Source organism: Streptomyces sp. NPDC001568, from assembly GCF_042893755.1.
Lineage (GTDB): Bacteria > Actinomycetota > Actinomycetes > Streptomycetales > Streptomycetaceae > Streptomyces.
Genome location: NZ_JBIAVF010000015.1, coordinates 170,650 through 189,533, shown reverse-complemented (window position 1 = coordinate 189,533; position 18,884 = coordinate 170,650). Strand labels below are relative to the sequence as shown.

The following is an 18,884-nucleotide window of genomic DNA, read 5'->3' as shown; positions in this document are numbered from 1 at the left end:
CGGTGATCATCCGGTCGCGGGCACCCCGCCGCAACCGTCACCTTCGCCGGAGCCGTCACCCTCGCCGGCCACCGCGCCGCTGCCGGGCACCAGGGCGACCAGCCGCGTCACGAGCTCACCGAACGGCCCGTCCGCCGGCTCGTGCACGAGGATCTGCCCCAGGATCCCCGCCATCTCCGCGTCGTACGCGGCACTGACCGCGGCCAGCGCCGCGAAGTCGTGCACCAACTGCAACTCCAGCTCGGCCCGCGGAATGCGTCGCCCGTCAAGCCAGATCAACGCCGTCGACTCGGCGAGCGACACCCACGAGCGCACCACCAACTCCAGCCGGGCCGGCGGCTCCTGCACCCCGATGTGCGCGACGATCTGCTCGTACGCGGCTTGGCGCACCTCGTCGATCATCGCGTTCGCCCGGCTGCTGCCGGCCGCCGGACCACCGCGCATCAACGCCGAGAAGCCGGGCCCGTGATCGTCCACGAACGCGAAGTACCGGCCCATGACCCGCAGCAAACGCGTCCCGAGCGGCCCCTCGTGCGGCTCCACGAACCGCTGCGCCAAATCGTCCGCGGCCCGCCGCAGGGCGGCCTCGTACAGACTGAGCTTGCCGGGAAAGTAGTGGTAGACGAGCGGCCGCGATATCCCGGCCGCCGCCGCGATCTCGTCGATCGACACGTCGTCGGGGGAGCGGTTGCTGAACAGCTCCAGGGCCACCCCGATCAGCTGCTGCCGCCGCTCCTCGACTCCCATCCTGCGCCGCACCCCGGTTGTCATGCCGACACCCTACTCGCGCCACGGGACGGGAGCCGGGCCCCCACCGGCCGTTACAGGTCCAGGACCAAGCGGTCCGCGGCGGCCCGGGAGACGCACAGGAGCATGGAGTCCGCGCGCTCGCCGTCGGTGAGGAGCTCGTCGCGGTGATCGATCTCCCCCGCCAGCACCCGGTGTTGGCAGGTGCCGCAGAAGCCCTGCTCGCAGGAGTAGGGCGTGTTCGGGAGCTCCCGGCGGACCGCCGTCAGGGCGGACTCGTCCGCCGCGACCTCCACCGTGCGCCCCGAGCGGGCCAGTTCCACCGTGAAGGGCCGCGCCGGGCCGCCCGCCGCCGGGGCGAACCGCTCCAGACGGACCGTCGAGGGGTCCGCCACCGCGTCGGTGACGGCCCGCATCAGGGCGTCCGGGCCGCAGCAGTGGACGAGGGTGCCCGGCGCGAGCGCCGCCAGTGGGCTCAGGTCGGGCAAGCCGCTCTCGTCCTCGGGCAGGACCGTGACCCGGTCCCCGTACGCCGCGAGTTCGGGCAGGAACGGCATCGAGGCGCGCGAGCGGCCCCCGTACAGGAGCGTCCACTCGGCGCCGGAGGCCGTCGCCGCGCGGAGCATCGGGAGGATCGGGGTGATGCCGATGCCGCCCGCGACGAAGACGTACGAGGGCGCGGGCGCGAGCTCGAACCGGTTGCGGGGCGGGCGGACGTCCAGCTCCGCGCCCTCCACCAGTTGCGCGTGCGCCTCGCGGGAGCCGCCCCGGCCGTCCTCGATCAGGCGGATCGCGATCGTGTACCGGCCGACCTCGGCGGGGTCCCCGCACAGCGAGTACTGGCGGACCAGGCCCGACGGGAGGACGACGTCCACGTGCGCGCCCGGGGCCCAGGACGGCAGCTCGGGGGACTCCAGGACCAGCCGCAGCACGCCCTCCGCCGGCTCCGTACGGGAGACGATCAGCGTGCGCAGCAGCCGGCGCGGGGAATGGCCCGACACCGGGTTCTCCAGCGCGGGCAGCGGCCACAGCGGGGAGCGGCGGATCCGCCGGCCCAGCGCGCGGCGCGTCAGGAACGCGGCGCCGGCCACGGCCGTCACGGTCAGGGCCCGCCTCACGGCCGGACTCCGCCGTTGGCGCCGGGCGAGGTGGCCAGGTAGGCCTCCGCCTGGGCGGTGGACCCCTCCTGGGAGGGATGGTAGGTACGGGAGAGGTACGTCGGGATCGACCTGGCCATCGCCCCGGCGGAGGGCAGGACCCCCTGCTGTCCCGCTCGGAAGAACTGCCCCAGGGAGGCTCTCGCGGCCGGCAGGTGCGGATCGTTCTCCATGAAGAATCGGGCGCCGCGCTGCCACAGGAACACCAGGGCCGTGAAGGCCGTCGCCCAGGTCCGGGCGCGGCGGCGGTAGTTGCCGTCCACGTGCATGAACAGGTCGAAGGCCACCGAGCGGTGCTCCACCTCCTCGGCGCCGTGCCAACGCAGCAGGTCCAGCATCGTCGGGTCGGCGCCGCGCCGGTCCAGCTCGTCGGCGTTGAGTATCCAGTCGCCCAGGAACGCCGTGTAGTGCTCGATCGCGGCGATCATCGCGACCCGCTCCATCAGCCACCACCTGCGGGCGCGCCCCGGCGGCAGGGTCCGGTCGCCGAGGAGCTTCTCGAACAGCCAGTCCACCTGGGCGGTGTACGGGGTCGGGTCCAGGCCCAGCCGCTTCAGGTGCGGGAGCACGTCGTCGTGCGCGGTGGCGTGCATCGCCTCCTGCCCGATGAAGCCGATGACGTCCGCCCGCAGCCGTTCGTCCGTGATGTACGGGAGGACCTGCTTGTAGACGTGGACGAACCAGCGCTCACCGGCGGGCAGCAGCAGGTGCAGCACGTTGATGGTGTGCCCGGCGAAAGGATCGCCGGGCAGCCAGTGCAGCGGGGTGTCCTGCCAGGAGAAGGAGACGTTCCGCGGCTGGAGGTCCGTCTGTTCCGACGCCACGGGGGCGGGCACGAGCGGCGTATTAGACATGGCGTCAATGTACTGATGGGTACCGGAGAGGAAAACCCCTCCGGCACGCCAATCTGCCACACCCCGCGAGCTCCCCCGCCGGGGTCTCCAAAGAGACGGCCTAGCGCAGCACTCCCGCCTTCGTGCCGTCCGTCAGCTTGCCCGAGAGGTCGACCTGAGCCCCCTCCGGAGCCTTCACGGCCAGCCGGTTGCCCGTCGCCGAACCGCTGGCACCGCCCGACACCGACAGCGACGCGAACTGCGCGCTGCCCGCCGCCAGTACGTACCAACTCCCCGCCCGGGACTTCCACAGCACCCCGGCCAGCACCCGCGGCTCCCGGGGCCCGCAGGCCGCCGACCCCTCCGCCTTCGCCGCCTGGGCCGCCAACGGGGCCCCCGGGGCCAGGAACTGCGCCTGCACCCGGTCCGACCCGCCCTGCCAGGTCTCGGCCCGCGTGCACAGCCAGGTCGCCGTCCCGTCGTTCTCCGGCAGCGGCTGCTTCGCGTACGTCCAGGCGTTGACGCTGCGCACACCGTGCGAGCGGACGGAGGGAAGCAGGCAGGCGATCCTCGACCACTCGCCCAGTTCGGCCGCCTCCGACACGTCCCGCGCGGCCCCCGGCGCACCCGACGTCAGCCGGGCCGGGGTCAGCTCACCCAGGTCCGTGACCAGCCGGGTCGCCCCGTCACCGGTCAGCGCCATGGCGTTCCAACCGGTGCAGCTGCCGCTCGGAGCGGGACTCGCCACCGGCGGGGTCATCCCCTCCGGCGTCAGCTTCAGCGCCACCGGCGCCTCGGCGGGCTTGAGGAGGTCCCGCAGCGCGGCGCCGGTCACCCACGGGGCCGTCAGGTAGCGGACGTTGCCGTCGACCCGGCTGAGCACCAGCCCCGTCGCGGTGTCCGCCGACGCCCCGTCGGTCCGGGCGAAGTCGAGGGCGGCCCCCGCGGTCCCGGCGCGCGGCTCCGCGTACCGGACCACCCGCAGCCCGTCGTACAGCAGCACCACCACCGCTTGGTCGACGGCCCCCGCGAACAGCAGCTGCGGCGGCCCCATCGGCGGCCCCGACGGGGTCCCCGGCGTCGCCGACACCACCACCGACTTCCCCGGCCGGGCCCAGACGGCCAGCGCCCGACGCAGCAGCTCCTTGTCGTCGGCGCGGTCGCCGCGCGCCGGCCAGGCGGAGTAGTCCGTACGGGAGGAGGTGCGCCACAGCGTCGCCGAAGCCCGCACCAGCTGCCCGGGATCCAGGGCCTGCTCGGCCGCCGCGTTCAGCGCGTACGGCGGAGCGGCCGGCCCGTCGGAGCCCCAACCACCACCCGGCAACGCCAGCAGCGCCCCGCACACCGCGAGGGCGGCGGCCGCCGCCAGCCCGGCCCGGGTGAACCGCCGGCGGCGCAGCAGGTCGGTGGGCCGGGCCTGGAGCACGCACGGATCGAACTCGGGCGAAGCGAACAGGGCGTCGTGCGCGGGATCCCCGGACTCCGCGACCGCCGCCGCCGGATCGGCGACCCCGGCCTCGGTGAGCACCCGGAGCACGTCCGGCTCCGCCAGCCCCTCCACCGCCCGCAGGACGCAGGCCGCCCGACCGGGCCCGTTCAAGGTCGCCAGCCACTGGTCCAGCGCCAACTCCTCGGCCCCGCCCGACCTCGGGAACAGCCGCAGCCCCCACACCTGGGGGAGCAGCGGCGGCACCTGCCCGCGCAGCGGGAGCGCCCGGAAGCTCAGCGGGATCCCCGCCTCCAACGCGGAGCGCAGCACCCGCAGCCGGACGTACGCGTACCCCGACTCGGGCCCGTCCGCCCCGCCGCGCTGTGCCGGGACCCCGCCGCGCACCAGGGCGGCGTCGGCCTCCGCGGCCCGCCGACCGCGCGGCAGGGCGCGCTGGGCCAGCGAATGGGCGGTCAGGACCCGCCGGTTGCGGCCGAGGGCGGGCGGCAGCACCAGATAGGCGAGCCGCACCAGCCGCGGGTAGTGCTCGACGATGGCGGCCTCGGCCTGCTCGACGTCGGGAGGCAGGGGGCGGGTGGCGGTATCCGGCGCAGTCACGTTCAGCAGAACGAGCGATTCGTCGGATGGTCACCCGTCCCCAGCGCACACGTTCGGACGAACCGGGCGCCCGGGAACGCTCCGTGTCTCCCGGGCCGCCGGGCCGTCGGGCCGCCCGGCCGTCGGGGACGCGGCGGGGTGTCAGGCGACGAGCTTGGTCCGCAGCGCCTCGACGGTCTCGTCGGACACGCCCAGTCCCTCGCGCACGTACTTCTCCATCGACCCGTAGCGGGTGCGGACCTCGTCGAGACCGGCCTCCAGGTAGGAGGGGAACACCCCGATCAGGGCGAGCGCGATGTCCGGGTCCCCGCCCGCCGCGGTGAAGCCCTCGATCATGGGGGCGAAGGCCGCCTTGACCGCCGGGTTCACCGACAGGTACTCCGCCATCAGGGTCTCGTCGTCCGCGCCGAGCAGCGCCAGGATCAGCGTCGCACCCCACCCCGTACGGTCCTTGCCCGCCGTGCAGTGGAAGAGCAGCGGACCCGACTCCGGATCGGCCGCCTCGACGAGCAGCGTGCGGTACGCGGCCTGTGCGGAGCCGGAGCTGACGAACGACCGGTAGACCGACCCGAAGAGTTCCTGCGCCCGGCCGCCCCCCAGGTGCTCCTCGGCCACCACCGGATCGGCGAGCAGGTCCTTGAGCTGGGTCGCGGCGGGCATCCTGCCGTCGTTCATCTTGTCGGCCAGCACGTCGCGCACCACCAGCCGGGCCCCCTGCGGCAGCCGGTCGGGGTGGTCGGCTCGCTCCGAGTCGCTGCGGAAGTCGATGACCGTACGCAGTTCCAGCGCGGCCACCACCGGGTCGGCGGCCAGGTCGAGCCGGTCGAGGGAGCCCGAGCGCAGCACGAGTCCGGGCCGGACGGTCCGGCCGCCGGCGAGCGGGGTGCCACCGAGATCGCGGAGGTTGGCGACGGTGGTGGAGGGCGTGGCGGTCATCGTGGCGTCTCCAGCGGTATGCGCGAGGTGTGGATTACTCGTGTCATTCAGATCATTCGTATCATTCGGGTCACGCAAGAGCGGTATTCCGATGAGCCGGTCCCACATGCCGGGCGAGTACCGGTCGGCCGAGCGCCGGTCGGCCGAGCGCCGGTCGGTCCACGGGCGGTCGGCCCACGGGCAGCCGGTCCCATATCAGGGAGAGTCCGATCCCCAGGCCCAGCGCCGCGAGGTGCCCGGCGTCGGTGAAGCTCCGCTGCCGGCGCAGGACCGGCTGCGCCGCGAGCGCCGACAGCCCCACCCGGGCCGCGTTCCGTACGGTCCCGCGCGGCAGCGCCGAGGTCAGGGCGCCGAGCACGGCGTTGAACCCGTAGCTCGTGCCCACGTCCACGGCGCCGCGGGTCGCGCGGTCGGTGGTGCGCCGCAGCACGCCGTGGACGAGCAGGGTCGCGCAGGTGTGCCCGAAGAGGAACACGGCCACCGTCCACCAGGCCCCGTACGCGTACTCGGCGTACCCGAGCACCGCCACCAGCAGCAGCGCGTAGGGCAGCGGCATCGGTTCCTCGACGACGAAGGCGCTGCTCAGCAGGGTTTCCCAGCGTCCGGTCGAGAGATTGTCCACGTTTGTCGAACAACCGAGCAGGATCCGGTCGCGGCGCTCCGGACCCAGCCGGTCCAAGGCGTGGGCGCCGAGTTGCACTCCTGCGGCGTACACCGCGCCGAAGGGCAATGACCATGACCATGGCAATGGATTCACCCGCTCATGATCGGACACCGCCCTGCCGGCGGCAGCACCGGGCCCCGTGCGAACATGACCGGAACATGTCCGGAACCCCCGCGCCGATGCGCGTCGTGCGGGCCGCGATGTTCGCGGCCGTGTGCGTGGCATTGGGTGCGCTGGGGCATTCGTACATGTCCGGGATGAATGTCCCCGTCGGTACGCTGGCCGCGGCCTTCGCCGTGACGGGCGCACTCGCCTGGCTCGCGGCCGGCCGGCGACGCGGCCCCACCGGGATCGGCGCCGCCCTGCTCGGCGTGCAGGCCGCGCTCCACCTCAGCTTCTCCGCCGGCCAGGCGCACGTGTCCGCCCCGCCGTCGCCCCCCGGCCACGACCCCGCGCACGCGACGCCGGCAGGGGCCGGCGAGGTGGGCCGTCCGGCGGTCGGTCCGGTCGGGGGAGCGGGCCACGGGACACCGGGCGCGGGCAACGGCGTGCCGAGCACGCCACATGGCGGGGCCGGCACGGCACATGACACGCCCGCCGCGGCCGACGGCTTGGCCGGAACGGCCGGCGCGACCCACGACATGGCCGCGCCCGGCATGACCGGCATGACCGGGATGACGGACGGGGCGGCGGGGGCGGCCGGCATCCACGACGGCATGACCGGCACGTACGACGGCCTGGCCGCCCTGCCGGCCGTGCCCGCCCTGCCCGGCATGCACGACATGGCCGACGGCATGCAGGGCATGGCCGCCCTGGCCGGCCACGGCGGCCTCGGCATGATCGCCGCGCACGTCCTCGCCGGACTCTTCTGCGCCGCCTGGCTGGCCCGGGGCGAAGCCGCCGTGTTCCGGCTTGTCGGCGTCCTCGGCGCGAGCGCGCTGCTGGCGGCCCGGCCGCTCGCCCGCGCCCTCGCACTGGTCCGCACCCGGGTGGCCCTCGTACCCCGCCCGCCCGCGCACTGCGCCCCGTGCGACCGGCCGCGCCGGCTCCGCGGCGCCGTCCACGCCCACACCGCGGTGCGCCGCGGGCCGCCCGGCCGGTGGAACACCCGCGCCACGGCCCCCGGCCGTCCTGCCCGCGCCTGACCGGCGCACCTCCTCGGCGAGGGGGGCGAGACCTGGGGCCACCCACCCATGCCTTCGCCAACCTGAGGACCGACATGTCTCTCGACGTGCTTCCGGACGCCCCCACCGGGGATCCCGCCGCACCGCCGAAGCGCACCGGCGGCACCTGGGCCGCCCTGCGCCCGCTGCTCCTGCGCCTCCACTTCTACGCGGGGCTGCTCATCGCCCCGATCCTGTTCCTCGCCGCCACCACCGGCCTGCTGTACGCAGGTTCCTGGCAGGCCGAGAAGATCCTCTACTCCGACGAACTGACGGTCGCCCGGGTCGGCGAGAGCGCCCTGCCGCTCAGCGCCCAGGTCGGGGCCGCCCGCGCCGCCGCGCCCGAGGGCAAGGTCCTCGGCGTGTGGCCCGCGCCCGAGGAGGAGGCGACCACCCGGGTGATCATGGAGAGCCCGGGCCTCGGTGAGGGCGAGACCCTCACCGTGTTCGTCGACCCGTACACCGCCGACGTGCGCGGGCAGCTCACCACCGCCGGCGACGCGCTGCCGCTGCGGGCCTGGCTCAGCGAGTTCCACTCCAGCCTCCAGCTCGGCGAGTTCGGCCGGAACTACAGTGAACTGGCCGCGAGTTGGCTGTGGGTCGTCGCCCTCGGCGGCCTCGCCCTGTGGATCGGCCGCCGCCGCTCCCGCAAGGCCCACCTCGTCGTCCCCGACCGCAAGGCCACCGGCCGCCGCCGGACCTTGTCCTGGCACGGCACCGTCGGCCTGTGGGCCGTCGCCGGACTCGTCGTCCTCTCCGCCACGGGCCTGACCTGGTCCCGCTACGCCGGTGAGAACATCGGGCAGCTCCAGGACCGACTCGGCGGAGCCACTCCCTCCGTCGCCGCCGCCCTGAACGGCGCCGCGGGCGGCGCCGACGAACACGCCGGGCACGTCATGACGGAGGGCATGGAGATGCCCCCGCCGCCGCCCACCGCCGACATCGGCATCGACCGTGCCGTGGACGCCGCCCGGGCCGCCGGGGTGGACGCGAGCCTGCGCGTCACCCTCCCCGCCCAGGGCAAGGGCTACGTCGTCAAGGAGGCCGACAAGCAGTTCCCGGTGCACCTGGACGCGGTCGCGGTGGACCCCGCCGACGGTCGGGTCATGGACGAACTCCGCTTCGCCGAGTATCCGTTGCTCGCTCAGCTGACGCGCTTCGGCATCGACCTCCACATGGGCCTGACCTTCGGGCTCGCCAACCAGCTCGCCCTGGCCGCGCTCGCCGCCGCCGTGATGTTCCTCGTCGTGTGGGGCTACCGGATGTGGTGGATGCGCCGCCCGACCAAGGAGCGCAAGCTGTCGGTGGGACGTCCGCAGCCGCGCGGCGCCTGGCGGAAGCTGCCGGTCACCCTGCTGCTGCCGCTGGCCGCCGTGACCGCGCTCATCGGATGGTTCGTCCCGATGCTCGGCATCAGCCTGCTCGTCTTCCTCGCGGGTGACGTGCTGCTCGGCTTCGTGGCCGCCCGCCGCCGGGCCGCGACGCCCGAGCCGCAGGCCTAGTACGCGACCGCTCGCGCAGGTGGGCCCGCACTCCCCCCGGAGAGTGCGGGCCCACCGTCGTTCCGGAGACCGGCCGCTTCCGGCCCAAGAGGCCGCGGGCCGGTCAACACACCTCTCAGGGCGCGTACTTGTAACCCACCCGGCGGACCGTCTGGATCGTCCCGCGGTGCGCCGCGCCCAGCTTGCGGCGCAGCCGGGCGATGTGGACGTCGACCGTCCGGCCGTCGCCGACGTGTCCGTAGCCCCACACCGTCGTGACCAACTGGTCCCGGCTGTGCACCCGGTGGGGGTGGGCCACGAGGTGGGCGAGCAGTTCGAACTCCAGGTAGGTCAGGTCCAGGACCTGACCGTCCACCTCGGCGGTGCGCTGCGCGGAGTCGATCCGCACGAGCTCGTCCCCGGTGGCCGTCGGGGCCGCGGGGGCCGGGAGGGGGACGGACTGCGGGGCGAAGGTGATCGGCGGCTGCTGGTCGGCCGGTACGAGCACCAGGTAGCCGACCATCGGCGGGTTGCCCGGCAGCGTCGGCAGGGTGTGCTGGGGCGCGGGCAGCCAGGTGGCGCCCGGCGGCAGCAGGTCCACGACGCGGGCCACCTCGTCCCGGTCGACGGCGCGCAGCCGATGGCGGGGACTGGGCGGGAAGGTCAGGGGAGCGTTGGTCGCAGCGGAGGCGGCAGAAGTGATGGAACGGGTGTTGGTCATGAGTGGTCAGCTCTTTCACGCGGAGTGGTCGGCAGGAGACGTACGTACGTCGTCGTTGTCGTACCGCGCAGACCGAAGGCCTCGGGCGGGTCTGTCGGGAGGTCCCGGAAGGCTTTAGAGGGCCGGCGCGTTCTTCGCGCGGCAACACACCCGGTCGAAATCGTGATCCTGACGGGAGGGCCAGAACGGCTCGAGGTCGCTGCGACCTGTCGAGGTGTGCGGGTGGCTGGCCATGACGCATATTGAAGCAGATGTGCGGGCCCGGGGCAGGCCCTATCTCACCTGATGGAGCGGAATCTCATATTCCGCAATCAAGGTTTCGTCAAGACGTCACAATCCCGACAAACAGTCAACCGACGAGGGGCTTCCGCCCGTCCGCATCGGTGACCCGTACCGAATCCTGGGCAGATCCGTCCCACGCCCACGTCGGGCCCACCCCGTCCAGAACCGGCCCCCGGCCGCCCCGATGCGCCCGCCCTCCCGCGGGGGAGGACGGGCGCATCGGTCCGTCGGGGGGCGTGTCAGGGGCCGGTCTCAGACCAGGCCGTCCTTCTTCAGGCCGGTGCAGCAGGTGTCCGTGATCAGCCGCGTCACCACGTACGGGTCGACGTTCGCGTTCGGACGGCGGTCCTCGATGTAGCCCTTGCCGTCCTTCTCCACCTGCCACGGGATGCGCACGGAGGCGCCGCGGTCGGAGACCCCGTAGCTGAACTCGTTCCACGGGGCCGTCTCGTGCAGCCCCGTCAGGCGCTCGTCGATGCCCGCGCCGTAGTTCTTGACGTGGTCCAGCGGCTTCGAGCCCTCACCCAGCGCCTCGCAGGCCGAGATGATCGCCCGGTAGTCCTCGCGCATCGCCTTCGTCGAGAAGTTGGTGTGCGCGCCCGCGCCGTTCCAGTCGCCCTTGACCGGCTTCGGGTTCAGCGTCGCCGACACGTTGAAGTCCTCGGCGGTGCGGTACAGCAGCCACCGCGCGATCCACAGCTGGTCCGAGACCTCCAGCGGACCCACCGGGCCCACCTGGAACTCCCACTGGCCCGGCATGACCTCGGCGTTGATGCCGGAGATGTTCAGGCCCGCGGCCAGGCAGTGGTCGAGGTGCTTCTCGACGATGTCCCGGCCGAAGATCTCGTCCGAACCGACACCGCAGTAGTAGCCGCCCTGCGCCGCGGGGAAGCCGTTGACCGGGAAACCGAGCGGGCGGGCGCCGTCGAAGAACGTGTACTCCTGCTCGATGCCGAAGATCGGCGCCTGCTCGGCGAACTCCTCCGCGACCGGGCGCAACAGCGCGCGGGTGTTCGACGCGTGGGGGGTCATGTCGATGTTCATGACCTCGCACAGGACGAGCAGGTGGTCGCCGCCGCGGATCGGGTCCGGGCAGGAGAACACCGGCTGGAGCACGCGGTCCGAGGCGTGGCCCTCGGCCTGGTTCGTGCTGGACCCGTCGAAGCCCCAGATCGGCAGCGCCTCGCCGTCCGCCAGGATCCTCGTCTTGGAGCGAAGCTTCGCCGTCGGCTCGGTGCCGTCGATCCAGATGTACTCAGCCTTGTAGCTCACGGGCCCCATCCTGACTCTGCGGGTGCTGCGGATCGCCATGGTGTTCTGCGCAGCGTCCCCCGGCGCGATTTCTCATCCGTTGCCCGTGTGTGAACCCCGTGTTACCGAGGTTTACACCGCAGGTCGAACGGGTTGTGCGGGTTGGCGACCGCACACCCGTCCGGGTGCGGCAGACTGGGCGCGTGAGCATTTCGTACGATTTGAACTCCGCCGACGGCGCCCCCGAGGCAGCCCCCGGCCCAGCCCCCCACCAGGCGCCCGGAACCCCCCGACCCCGCATCGGCCTGCTCGGCACCGGCCCCTGGGCCCGCCGCACCCACGCCCCCGCCCTCGCCGCCCACAAGGGCTCCGAGTTCGCCGGGATCTGGGGCCGGCGGCCCGAAGCGGCCGCCGAGCTCGCCCAGGAGTACGGCGTGAAGGTGTACGAAGACCCCGACGCCCTGTTCGCCGACTGCGACGCGGTGGCCTTCGCCCTCCCCCCGGACGTCCAGGCCCCCCTCGCCGTCCGCGCGGCCGCCGCCGGCTGCCACCTGCTGCTCGACAAACCCGTCGCCACGACCGTCGAGGACGCCCGCGCCGTCGCCGACGCCGCCGCCCGGCACCAGGTCGCCTCCGTCGTCTTCCTCACCCTCCGCTTCGCCGAACCCACCGCCGGATGGGTCGACGAACAGGCCGGCCGCACCGGCTGGTTCACCGCCTCCGCGCACTGGCTCGGCGCCGTCTTCCCGCCCGACGGCGCCCCCAGCGCCTACGCCGACTCGCCCTGGCGCAAGTCCAAGGGCGGCCTGTGGGACGTCGGCCCGCACGCCCTGTCCGTCCTGATCCCCGTCCTCGGCGACGTCACCGCCGTCACCGCCGCGCGGGGCCCCTCCGACGTCGTCCAGCTCACCCTGCGCCACACCTCGGGCGCGGCCAGCACCGCCGTGCTCAGCCTCGGCGCCCCGCAGGCCGCCGCCGGGGTGGGACTCGAACTGCGCGGGGCCGAGGGCGTCTTCGCCCTCCCCGACTGGAGCGACGTACCCGCCGCCTACGGCCGCGCCGTGGACGCCCTCCTCACCGCCGCCCGCACGGGCGTCCCCGACCCGCGCGGAGCCGCCTTCGGCGCCCGCCTGACGGAAATCCTGGCGGGGGCGGAGGACCAACTCGAGGGGTGAGGGGCACTCACGATATTCAGTTGATCGTCCCTTTACCCAGCGGTGTAGAAAGAGGTCGCAAAGGATTGTCCGAGCAAACTCGTATGATCCGTTGATCCACACACCATGCTTTCCCGGGGGGAAACACACCCATGCACACCCATGTGCTCCGCCGTGCGCTCGTGGCCCTGCTCGCCGCCTCCGCCGTGACCCTGATGGTCCCGGCGTCGGCGTCGGCCACCGACCCCGGTCAGTGCAGGACCGGCGGGGGCGGCTTCACCTCCGCCCTGAAGCCCGGTGAGCGCCTCGAATCGGGCGCGAGCCTGGTTCCGACGCCCGGCAAGCCCGAGCTCGTCATGCAGCCCGACGGCAACCTCGTCATCTACCTGGTCAGCAGGCCGGGCGGCTACAAGCTCCCGCTGTGGAACAGCGGCACCTACGGCAATCCCGGTGCGTACGCCACCATGCAGGAGGACGGCAACTTCGTCATCTACCGCAAGGGCGGCGGCCCCCAGCAGGGCGGCGGGATCTGGCAGACCGCCACCTACGGCAGCCGGACCGACATCAACATCGGCGCCACCTTCGTGGACGACGGCCGACTCGTCGTGACCGGCCGCAGCGAGGACTACTACTGGACCACCGAGACCATCGAGCAGCACGTCAGGGTCTGCGCCTCGGACATGTCCTGGGACCAGGGCTACTGGGCCCAGTCGGCGTCCGTGTGGCTGGTGCTCCAGCAGGACAACAACCTCGTCATGTACCGCAAGAGCGACGGCAAGGCGATCTGGGGCAGCGGTACCTACGGCAGCCGGAACAGCCTGACCCTGGAGATCAGGGACAGCGGCGACCTGGTCCTGCGCGAATACGACCGCAACGAGACGGTCCGCTGGCGCAGCGGAACGGCCGGCAACAGCGGCGCCTACGCCCTCCTTCAGGACGACGGCAACTTCGTCGTCTACAAGAAGGACGGCGGCCCCGGCAAGGGCGGCGCCCTCTGGAACACCGGCACGTACAACAAGATCTGACCGACACCACGGGGGATACATCCATGCGTCACCGCCTGCTCCGCAGCGCGTTCATATCCGTCCTCGCCGCCTCGGCCCTGGCCTCTTTGGTCCCGGCGACGGCGAACGCCGCACCCGGCCCCCGGCCCGGGATGGCCGAGTGCGACGAGCCCTACGACCGGCGGGAAACCGTCCTGAACGCGGGCCAGAGGCTCGCCCCGGGCGAGAAGATGACCAACCCGACCGGGGCGACCGAGCTGACCATGCAGCCGGACGGCAACCTGGTGCTGTACGCCCTCGGCAACCCGGGCGGCTACAAGCTCCCGCTGTGGAACAGCGGTACCTACGGCAACCCCGGCGCCTACGCCACCATGCAGGCGGACGGCAATTTCGTCATCTACCGCCAGGGCGGCAGCGCCCAGACCGGCGGCGGCATCTGGCACACCGCCACCTACGGCGACCGGGCCGAGATGACGCCCGCGGCCAAGCTGGAGGCGAACGGCAACTTCAAGGTCATCGGCCGCAAGGACAACGAGTGGGGACTGCACTGGTCGTCCCTGCGCCGGGAGATGACGACGAAGATCTGCGCGGAGGACCCGACGCACGAGTACCGCTACTGGTTCACGGGCGACTGGGCCCAGTCCGCCACGGTGTGGCTGATGATCCAGGAGGACAACAACCTCGTCATGTACCGCAAGCGGGACGGGAAGGCCATCTGGAACAGCGCCACCCACAGCACGGGCTTCTCGGTCCTGGAACTGCGCATGGGCACCGACGGTGACCTGTTCATGCGCGACTGGATGGGCGGGAGCAAGGTCGTGTGGCGTGCCAACGGGGCCGGCAACCCCGGCGCGTACGCCCTCCTCCAGGACGACGGCAACTTCGTCGTCTACACGAAGGACGGCGGCCCCGACAAGGGCGGCGCCCTCTGGCAGAGCGGTACCTGGAACCAGGGCTGAGCCCGGCCGCGCGGCCGGCCCGTGATGACCGCGGGCCGGCCTTCGGCTAGGCCTTCGCCTTCCGGGTCCGGGAGAGTGCCTCGTGGACCGCTTCGTCCGAGCGGGCGATGACGGCCGTGCCGTCCTCGGCGGTGATGATCGGGCGCTGGATCAGCTTCGGGTGTGCCGCCAGGTGGGCGATCCAGCGCTGCCGGGCCGTGTCGGTCTCCTCGCGCGGCAGGTCCCGTACGCCGGTCTCCCGGGCCAGCGGGTCGGAGGTGCGGGTGATGTCCCAGGGCTCCAGACCGAGGCGTTCCAGCACCGCGCGGATCTCGTCCTCGGACGGCACGTCCTCCAGGTACCGGCGGACCGTGTAATCGGCGCCTTCCGCGTCCAGCAGGGTCAGCGCGCTCCGGCACTTCGAGCAGGCGGGATTGATCCAGATCTCCATGGCCGCCAGCCTAGTTGGACTCCGTCCGGCCAGGGCTTTTGTCAGTGCCCCCCGGTAAAATCGAAGGAGAACGACAGGAAGCCAACTACTGTTTGGGAGGCTGTAGATGGCCGCTGCCGCTGTCATTGAGATGCCCAGGAAGAAGCCGCTGCCCGCGGGTCTGCCCCGGGAGTGGTACGAGAGCCACAACCGCCGCCTGAAGGCGATGCGGCTCGCGATATCCCTGCTCGACACCGGGACCTACGACGTCAAGCGCGCGACCAACCGCAAGATCCGCACGATGGCGGTACGGGTGGGCATCCACCGCCCGTCCAACCTCACCTGCAAGATGGTGCGCTCCTTCATCCGCGACGTTTCATGACGCTGCGATGACGTCCGGTCCGCCGACGAAGCCGGATGCGTCGGCGGACTCGGCGGACTCGGCGGACTCGGCGGTCCGGGCGATCCCGGCGGCCCCGTCCCGCTCCGGCGGTACGCCGACCACCGTGCCGCCGCCGTCGTTCCCCACGAAGTCGATGGAGCCGGTCCGCGCCACGGCGGGGGTCGAGGCGGCGGCCCCGCCGCTGCGGCCCGCGGATTGTCCGGAGTGGTCGCCCGCCCCGTACCCGAGCAGCATCGCGCCGGTGAGCAGGCCGGCGGCGGTGGCCGCGGCGGCGACCGCCGCCATGCGCTTCCTGTGCTTGCGCGGTGCGTGCATCGGGGCCTCGTCTTTCCGTGCTCGGGTCGGCGTCGTGGTGGTCGCGGCTGTCGTCGCGCTGCCGAGCGAAACACGGAAACCGGGCCGTGGCCCGCACTGTTACCAACTGATCATCCGATCAGTACGGGCCGGTCACGCCGCCTCGCGGAGCCCGTCCCTCCGCACCCACCGACAGCATCAGCAGGGCCACGTCATCGCGCGGACCGCCGTCGGTGAAGGCCGCCAGGTCCTTCCACACCGCCCGGACCAGGCCCGCCGGGTCGCTCGCCAGCACCGGAATCCGGCTGGCCAGCGGATAGAAGTTGCCGCCGGCGTCGCGTGCCTCCGTGACCCCGTCGGTGTGCGCGAGCAGCCGGTCGCCCGGCACCAGCCGCAGTTCGGTCACCGGGGGGAGGGCCGGGCCGGCCAGCCCCAAACCCAGCGGAGGGCCCGGTTCCACCGTGACCTCCGAGGCCACGAAGTCCCGTAGCAGCAGGACGGGGGGATGCCCGCACGACACGATCCGTACGAGATCCAGCCCGGTCGGGAATTCCAGCAGCACGGCCGTCGCGAACAGCTCCGGATGCTCCACCGCTTCCGCGGCGGCGTCCGCCACCAGGCGTCGGTCGAGCCGCGACGCGACGTCCACCAGCTCCCGGTCGTCCAGCACCGCCTCGCGGAAGGCGCCGAGCAACGCGGCCACCGTCCCGACGGCGGTCAGCCCGTGGCCCTGGACGTCGCCCACGACCGCCCGCACCCCGAACGGACCGGCCCGCACGTCGAACAGGTCGCCGCCGACGAGCGTGCCCTGCTGGGCCGCCCGGTAGAGACCGGCGCACCGCACCGGACCCACCCGGTCCGGGACGGGTGGGAGCACCGCCAGCTGGGCCGCCTCGGCGACCGTACGGACGCTGACCAGCTGGGTGTCCCGGCGGTGGCGCACCCAGGCGATGACCACGCTGAGCAGCCCGACGACGGCCACCGTGGCCAGGTCGGAGCCCTGCGCGTGCCCGACGCCGAGGTCGGGGAAGGCGAGCAGCACGAGCACCAGCGCGGCGAAGACGGCCGTGCCGGCGGCGCCGTAGGAGAACGCGGCCACCGCGGGGAGGGCCGCCAGGAAGTAGCCGAGCTCGACGTTGCCGGGCGTCAGCCACTGGGCGCAGCACAGCGCCACCAGGGCCACGGCGGGCGCGAACCGGGCCCAGCGCGGCGGCGGGGCACCGTGCAGCCTGCCCGGATCCTCCCAAGCGCGTCTCACCCCTCCACCCTGGTACGCGGTCCCGGGCCGCGCACGCCGGGTGGCCCCTCGGGGCGTCGCCCGGGACAGTGGAGCGGTGACGGATACCAGCGCGGCCATCAGTACCCGCCTGAACTGGCTGCGGGCGGGCGTGCTCGGTGCCAACGACGGGATCATCTCCATCGCGGGCCTGGTCGTGGGCATGGCCGGCGCCACCACCTCGCGCACCGCGATCCTGACGGCGGGGGTGGCGGGGCTGCTGGCGGGCGCGCTGTCGATGGCGGCGGGGGAGTACGTGTCGGTCAGCTCGCAGCGGGACTCGGAACGGGCCGCGCTGGACGTGGAGCGGCGGGAGCTGGCCCAGCAGCCGGAGGAGGAGCTGGACGAGCTCACCGACCTGCTGGCCGAACGGGGCCTCGGCCGGGAACTGGCCCGGGAGGCGGCGGTCCAGCTCACCGAGCGCGACGCGCTGCGGGCGCACGCGCGGGTGGAACTGGGCATCGAGCCGGACGAGCTGGCGAACCCGTGGCACGCGGCGCTGGCCAGCCTGGTGGCGTTCACGGTGGGGGCGCTGCTGCCGCTGCTGGCGATCGTCCTGCCGGGGGCGTCGGCGCGGGTGCCGGTGACGGTGGCGGCGGTTCTCGCGGCGCTCACCCTGTGCGGGGTGGTCAGCGCCCGCCTGGGCGGGGCGCCGACGCTCCGCGCGGTGCTGCGCAACGTCACGGGCGGCGCCCTCGCGATGGCCGTCACGTACGCGGCCGGCACGGTGCTGGGCACCACCTGACGCCCCCGATCCGAGCCCCCGACGGCCCCGACCCACCCGGAAGCCCCTTGACCCGGCCCCCGGGCGTTCGCGCCTCAATCGCCGGCGAGGCCGGGATTGGCGCCTGCGGGGCCGATTCGGCGGGACGTCGACCGGGGCGGGCCGCCCAGGTCGGGGTCGGGGACGGGGTGGGGTGTCGTCAGGGACTAAAACGTGATTTGTTGGCGCCCACTCCCGCCCCACCGACGCAGCCCGGGACAGGGCGCCATAAATCATGCCCGTCCCGGACGACACCCCACCCCGGCACCGGCCCCGACCCACCCGCAGCCCTACCCCGGCACCGGCCCCGACCCACCCCCGCAGCCGAACCGGACCCGGACCCCCGACCCACCCGCAGCCCCCACGAGGGTCGGCCGTCGGTGTCGGGGAGTTGCGCGGTACCGCCCGGCCAGGGCAGCGGCAGACTGGGCCCATGCGTATCGCCATCACCGGATCCTCCGGACTCATCGGTCAGGCCCTCGTCCAGTCACTCCGCGCCGACGGCCACGACGTGGTGCGCTTCGTGCGTCGCGCGCCCGCCGGACCGGACGAGGCGCGGTGGGACCCCGCGGCCGGCCGCGTCGACCCCGCCGGGCTCGCCGGGTGCGGGGCCGTCGTGCACCTGGCGGGGGCCGGCGTCGGGGACCGTCGCTGGTCGGCGGCGTACAAGAGGGAGATCCGCGACAGCCGCGTCCTCGGGACGGCCGCCATCGCGCAGGCCGTGGCCGCCCTGGACAGCCCTCCGCCCGTCCTGGTGTGCGGCACCGCCGTCGGCTACTACGGCGACACCGGCGACCGCCCCGTCGACGAGACCGCGCCGGCGGGGCACGGCTTCCTCCCGTCCGTCTGCGTGGAGTGGGAGGCGGCGGCGGCCCCCGCCCGCGACGCCGGCGTGCGTACCGTGTTCGCCCGTACCGGGCTGGTGGTCGCGGCCGAGGGCGGGGCGTGGGGGAAGCTGTTCCCCGTCTTCCGGGCGGGCATCGGCGGCCGGCTCGGCAACGGCCGCCAGTACTGGTCGTACATCTCGATGCACGACGAGATCGCCGCCCTGCGGCACCTGATCGACACCCCCGAACTCTCCGGCCCGGTGAACCTGACCGCGCCCGAGCCGCTGACCAACCGTGAGATCACCGCCGCCATGGGCCGCGTACTGCACCGCCCCACCCTGTTCCCCGTACCCGCGCCGGCCCTGCGGGTCGCGATCGGGGAGTTCGCCGACGACGTGCTGGGCAGTCAGCGGGTGCGCCCGGCCCGCCTGCTGGAGTCGGGCTTCGTCTTCCGCCACCCCGGCATCGACGACTCGATCAGGGCGGCTCTGGCCTGAGCCCCACCGGGGCCCC

The 18,884-nt window shown here is 73.4% G+C and carries 19 protein-coding genes; 8 read left to right on the top strand and 11 right to left on the bottom strand.

All coding sequences use genetic code 11. The features are described 5' to 3' along the window. Positions 1-6: 6 nt before the first annotated feature. The 6 genes from ACFY0I_RS27080 to ACFY0I_RS27055 all read right to left on the bottom strand — a co-directional run bounded on the left by ACFY0I_RS27080 (position 7) and on the right by ACFY0I_RS27055 (position 6,435). The gene (locus tag ACFY0I_RS27080; protein ID WP_388900712.1) at positions 7-771 is read right to left on the bottom strand and encodes a TetR/AcrR family transcriptional regulator; all 765 of its coding nucleotides are present in this window, start codon (positions 769-771) and stop codon (positions 7-9) included. Between the two features lie 50 nt (positions 772-821). After that, positions 822-1,865 (bottom strand): PDR/VanB family oxidoreductase, encoded by a 1,044-nt coding sequence (locus ACFY0I_RS27075; RefSeq protein ID WP_388900710.1) that lies wholly within the window; start codon positions 1,863-1,865, stop codon positions 822-824. Further along, positions 1,862-2,758: a metal-dependent hydrolase gene (locus tag ACFY0I_RS27070; RefSeq protein WP_388900708.1), complete on the bottom strand. Its 897-nt coding sequence runs from the start codon at positions 2,756-2,758 to the stop codon at positions 1,862-1,864. Before ACFY0I_RS27070 ends, ACFY0I_RS27075 begins: the two co-directional genes overlap by 4 nt. A 100-nt stretch (positions 2,759-2,858) precedes the next feature. After that, positions 2,859-4,784 carry a hypothetical protein gene (locus ACFY0I_RS27065; RefSeq protein WP_388900707.1) on the bottom strand — a complete coding sequence of 642 codons (1,926 nt, stop codon included), beginning with the start codon at positions 4,782-4,784 and terminating at the stop codon, positions 2,859-2,861. A gap of 141 nt (positions 4,785-4,925) precedes the next feature. Next, a complete protein-coding gene (locus ACFY0I_RS27060; RefSeq protein WP_388900705.1) occupies positions 4,926-5,720 on the bottom strand; it encodes a tyrosine-protein phosphatase in 795 nt (264 codons plus the stop codon). A gap of 70 nt (positions 5,721-5,790) precedes the next feature. Next, positions 5,791-6,435: a rhomboid-like protein gene (locus tag ACFY0I_RS27055; RefSeq protein WP_388900704.1), complete on the bottom strand. Its 645-nt coding sequence runs from the start codon at positions 6,433-6,435 to the stop codon at positions 5,791-5,793. A gap of 107 nt (positions 6,436-6,542) precedes the next feature. Between ACFY0I_RS27055 and ACFY0I_RS27050 the strand changes: the two genes are divergently transcribed. Together ACFY0I_RS27050 and ACFY0I_RS27045 are read left to right on the top strand one after the other, a co-directional pair. After that, positions 6,543-7,529 carry a hypothetical protein gene (locus tag ACFY0I_RS27050; RefSeq protein ID WP_388900702.1) on the top strand — a complete coding sequence of 329 codons (987 nt, stop codon included), beginning with the start codon at positions 6,543-6,545 and terminating at the stop codon, positions 7,527-7,529. Positions 7,530-7,603: 74 nt separating this feature from the next. Beyond that, a complete protein-coding gene (locus tag ACFY0I_RS27045; protein ID WP_388900701.1) occupies positions 7,604-9,049 on the top strand; it encodes a PepSY-associated TM helix domain-containing protein in 1,446 nt (481 codons plus the stop codon). Between the two features lie 115 nt (positions 9,050-9,164). Here the strand turns inward: ACFY0I_RS27045 and ACFY0I_RS27040 are convergent, their stop codons facing one another. Then, positions 9,165-9,749, bottom strand: coding sequence for a winged helix-turn-helix domain-containing protein (locus tag ACFY0I_RS27040; protein ID WP_388900699.1), 585 nt, complete (start codon positions 9,747-9,749; stop codon positions 9,165-9,167). Positions 9,750-10,283: 534 nt separating this feature from the next. Next, positions 10,284-11,303 carry a glutamine synthetase gene (glnII, locus tag ACFY0I_RS27035; RefSeq protein WP_388900698.1) on the bottom strand — a complete coding sequence of 340 codons (1,020 nt, stop codon included), beginning with the start codon at positions 11,301-11,303 and terminating at the stop codon, positions 10,284-10,286. 278 nt (positions 11,304-11,581) lie between these two features. Between glnII and ACFY0I_RS27030 the strand changes: the two genes are divergently transcribed. The 3 genes from ACFY0I_RS27030 to ACFY0I_RS27020 all read left to right on the top strand — a co-directional run bounded on the left by ACFY0I_RS27030 (position 11,582) and on the right by ACFY0I_RS27020 (position 14,399). After that, positions 11,582-12,457, top strand: coding sequence for a Gfo/Idh/MocA family protein (locus tag ACFY0I_RS27030; RefSeq protein WP_388900800.1), 876 nt, complete (start codon positions 11,582-11,584; stop codon positions 12,455-12,457). Between the two features lie 131 nt (positions 12,458-12,588). Beyond that, the gene (locus ACFY0I_RS27025) at positions 12,589-13,461 is read left to right on the top strand and encodes a hypothetical protein (RefSeq protein ID WP_388900697.1); all 873 of its coding nucleotides are present in this window, start codon (positions 12,589-12,591) and stop codon (positions 13,459-13,461) included. 23 nt (positions 13,462-13,484) lie between these two features. Continuing rightward, positions 13,485-14,399, top strand: a complete 915-nt coding sequence (locus ACFY0I_RS27020; protein ID WP_388900695.1) for a hypothetical protein — start codon at positions 13,485-13,487, stop codon at positions 14,397-14,399. Between the two features lie 46 nt (positions 14,400-14,445). Here ACFY0I_RS27020 and ACFY0I_RS27015 read toward each other — a convergent pair whose 3' ends face one another. Beyond that, a complete protein-coding gene (locus ACFY0I_RS27015) occupies positions 14,446-14,829 on the bottom strand; it encodes an ArsC/Spx/MgsR family protein (RefSeq protein WP_388900694.1) in 384 nt (127 codons plus the stop codon). A gap of 106 nt (positions 14,830-14,935) precedes the next feature. On the opposite strand from ACFY0I_RS27015, the gene ACFY0I_RS27010 reads away from it, so the two are divergent. Continuing rightward, positions 14,936-15,190: a hypothetical protein gene (locus ACFY0I_RS27010; RefSeq protein WP_388900692.1), complete on the top strand. Its 255-nt coding sequence runs from the start codon at positions 14,936-14,938 to the stop codon at positions 15,188-15,190. Here ACFY0I_RS27010 and ACFY0I_RS27005 read toward each other — a convergent pair. Both ACFY0I_RS27005 and ACFY0I_RS27000 read right to left on the bottom strand, forming a co-directional pair. Further along, the gene (locus ACFY0I_RS27005) at positions 15,185-15,526 is read right to left on the bottom strand and encodes a hypothetical protein (protein WP_388900690.1); all 342 of its coding nucleotides are present in this window, start codon (positions 15,524-15,526) and stop codon (positions 15,185-15,187) included. The two genes, ACFY0I_RS27010 and ACFY0I_RS27005, sit on opposite strands and share 6 nt — an antisense overlap. 118 nt (positions 15,527-15,644) lie before the next feature. Continuing rightward, positions 15,645-16,763, bottom strand: coding sequence for a PP2C family protein-serine/threonine phosphatase (locus ACFY0I_RS27000; protein ID WP_388900689.1), 1,119 nt, complete (start codon positions 16,761-16,763; stop codon positions 15,645-15,647). Between the two features lie 76 nt (positions 16,764-16,839). On the opposite strand from ACFY0I_RS27000, the gene ACFY0I_RS26995 reads away from it, so the two are divergent. Both ACFY0I_RS26995 and ACFY0I_RS26990 read left to right on the top strand, forming a co-directional pair. Further along, a complete protein-coding gene (locus tag ACFY0I_RS26995; RefSeq protein WP_388900688.1) occupies positions 16,840-17,526 on the top strand; it encodes a VIT family protein in 687 nt (228 codons plus the stop codon). Between the two features lie 451 nt (positions 17,527-17,977). After that, on the top strand, positions 17,978-18,868 hold the full coding sequence (locus ACFY0I_RS26990) for a TIGR01777 family oxidoreductase (protein WP_388900686.1): 891 nt from the start codon (positions 17,978-17,980) through the stop codon (positions 18,866-18,868). Positions 18,869-18,884: the final 16 nt, after the last annotated feature.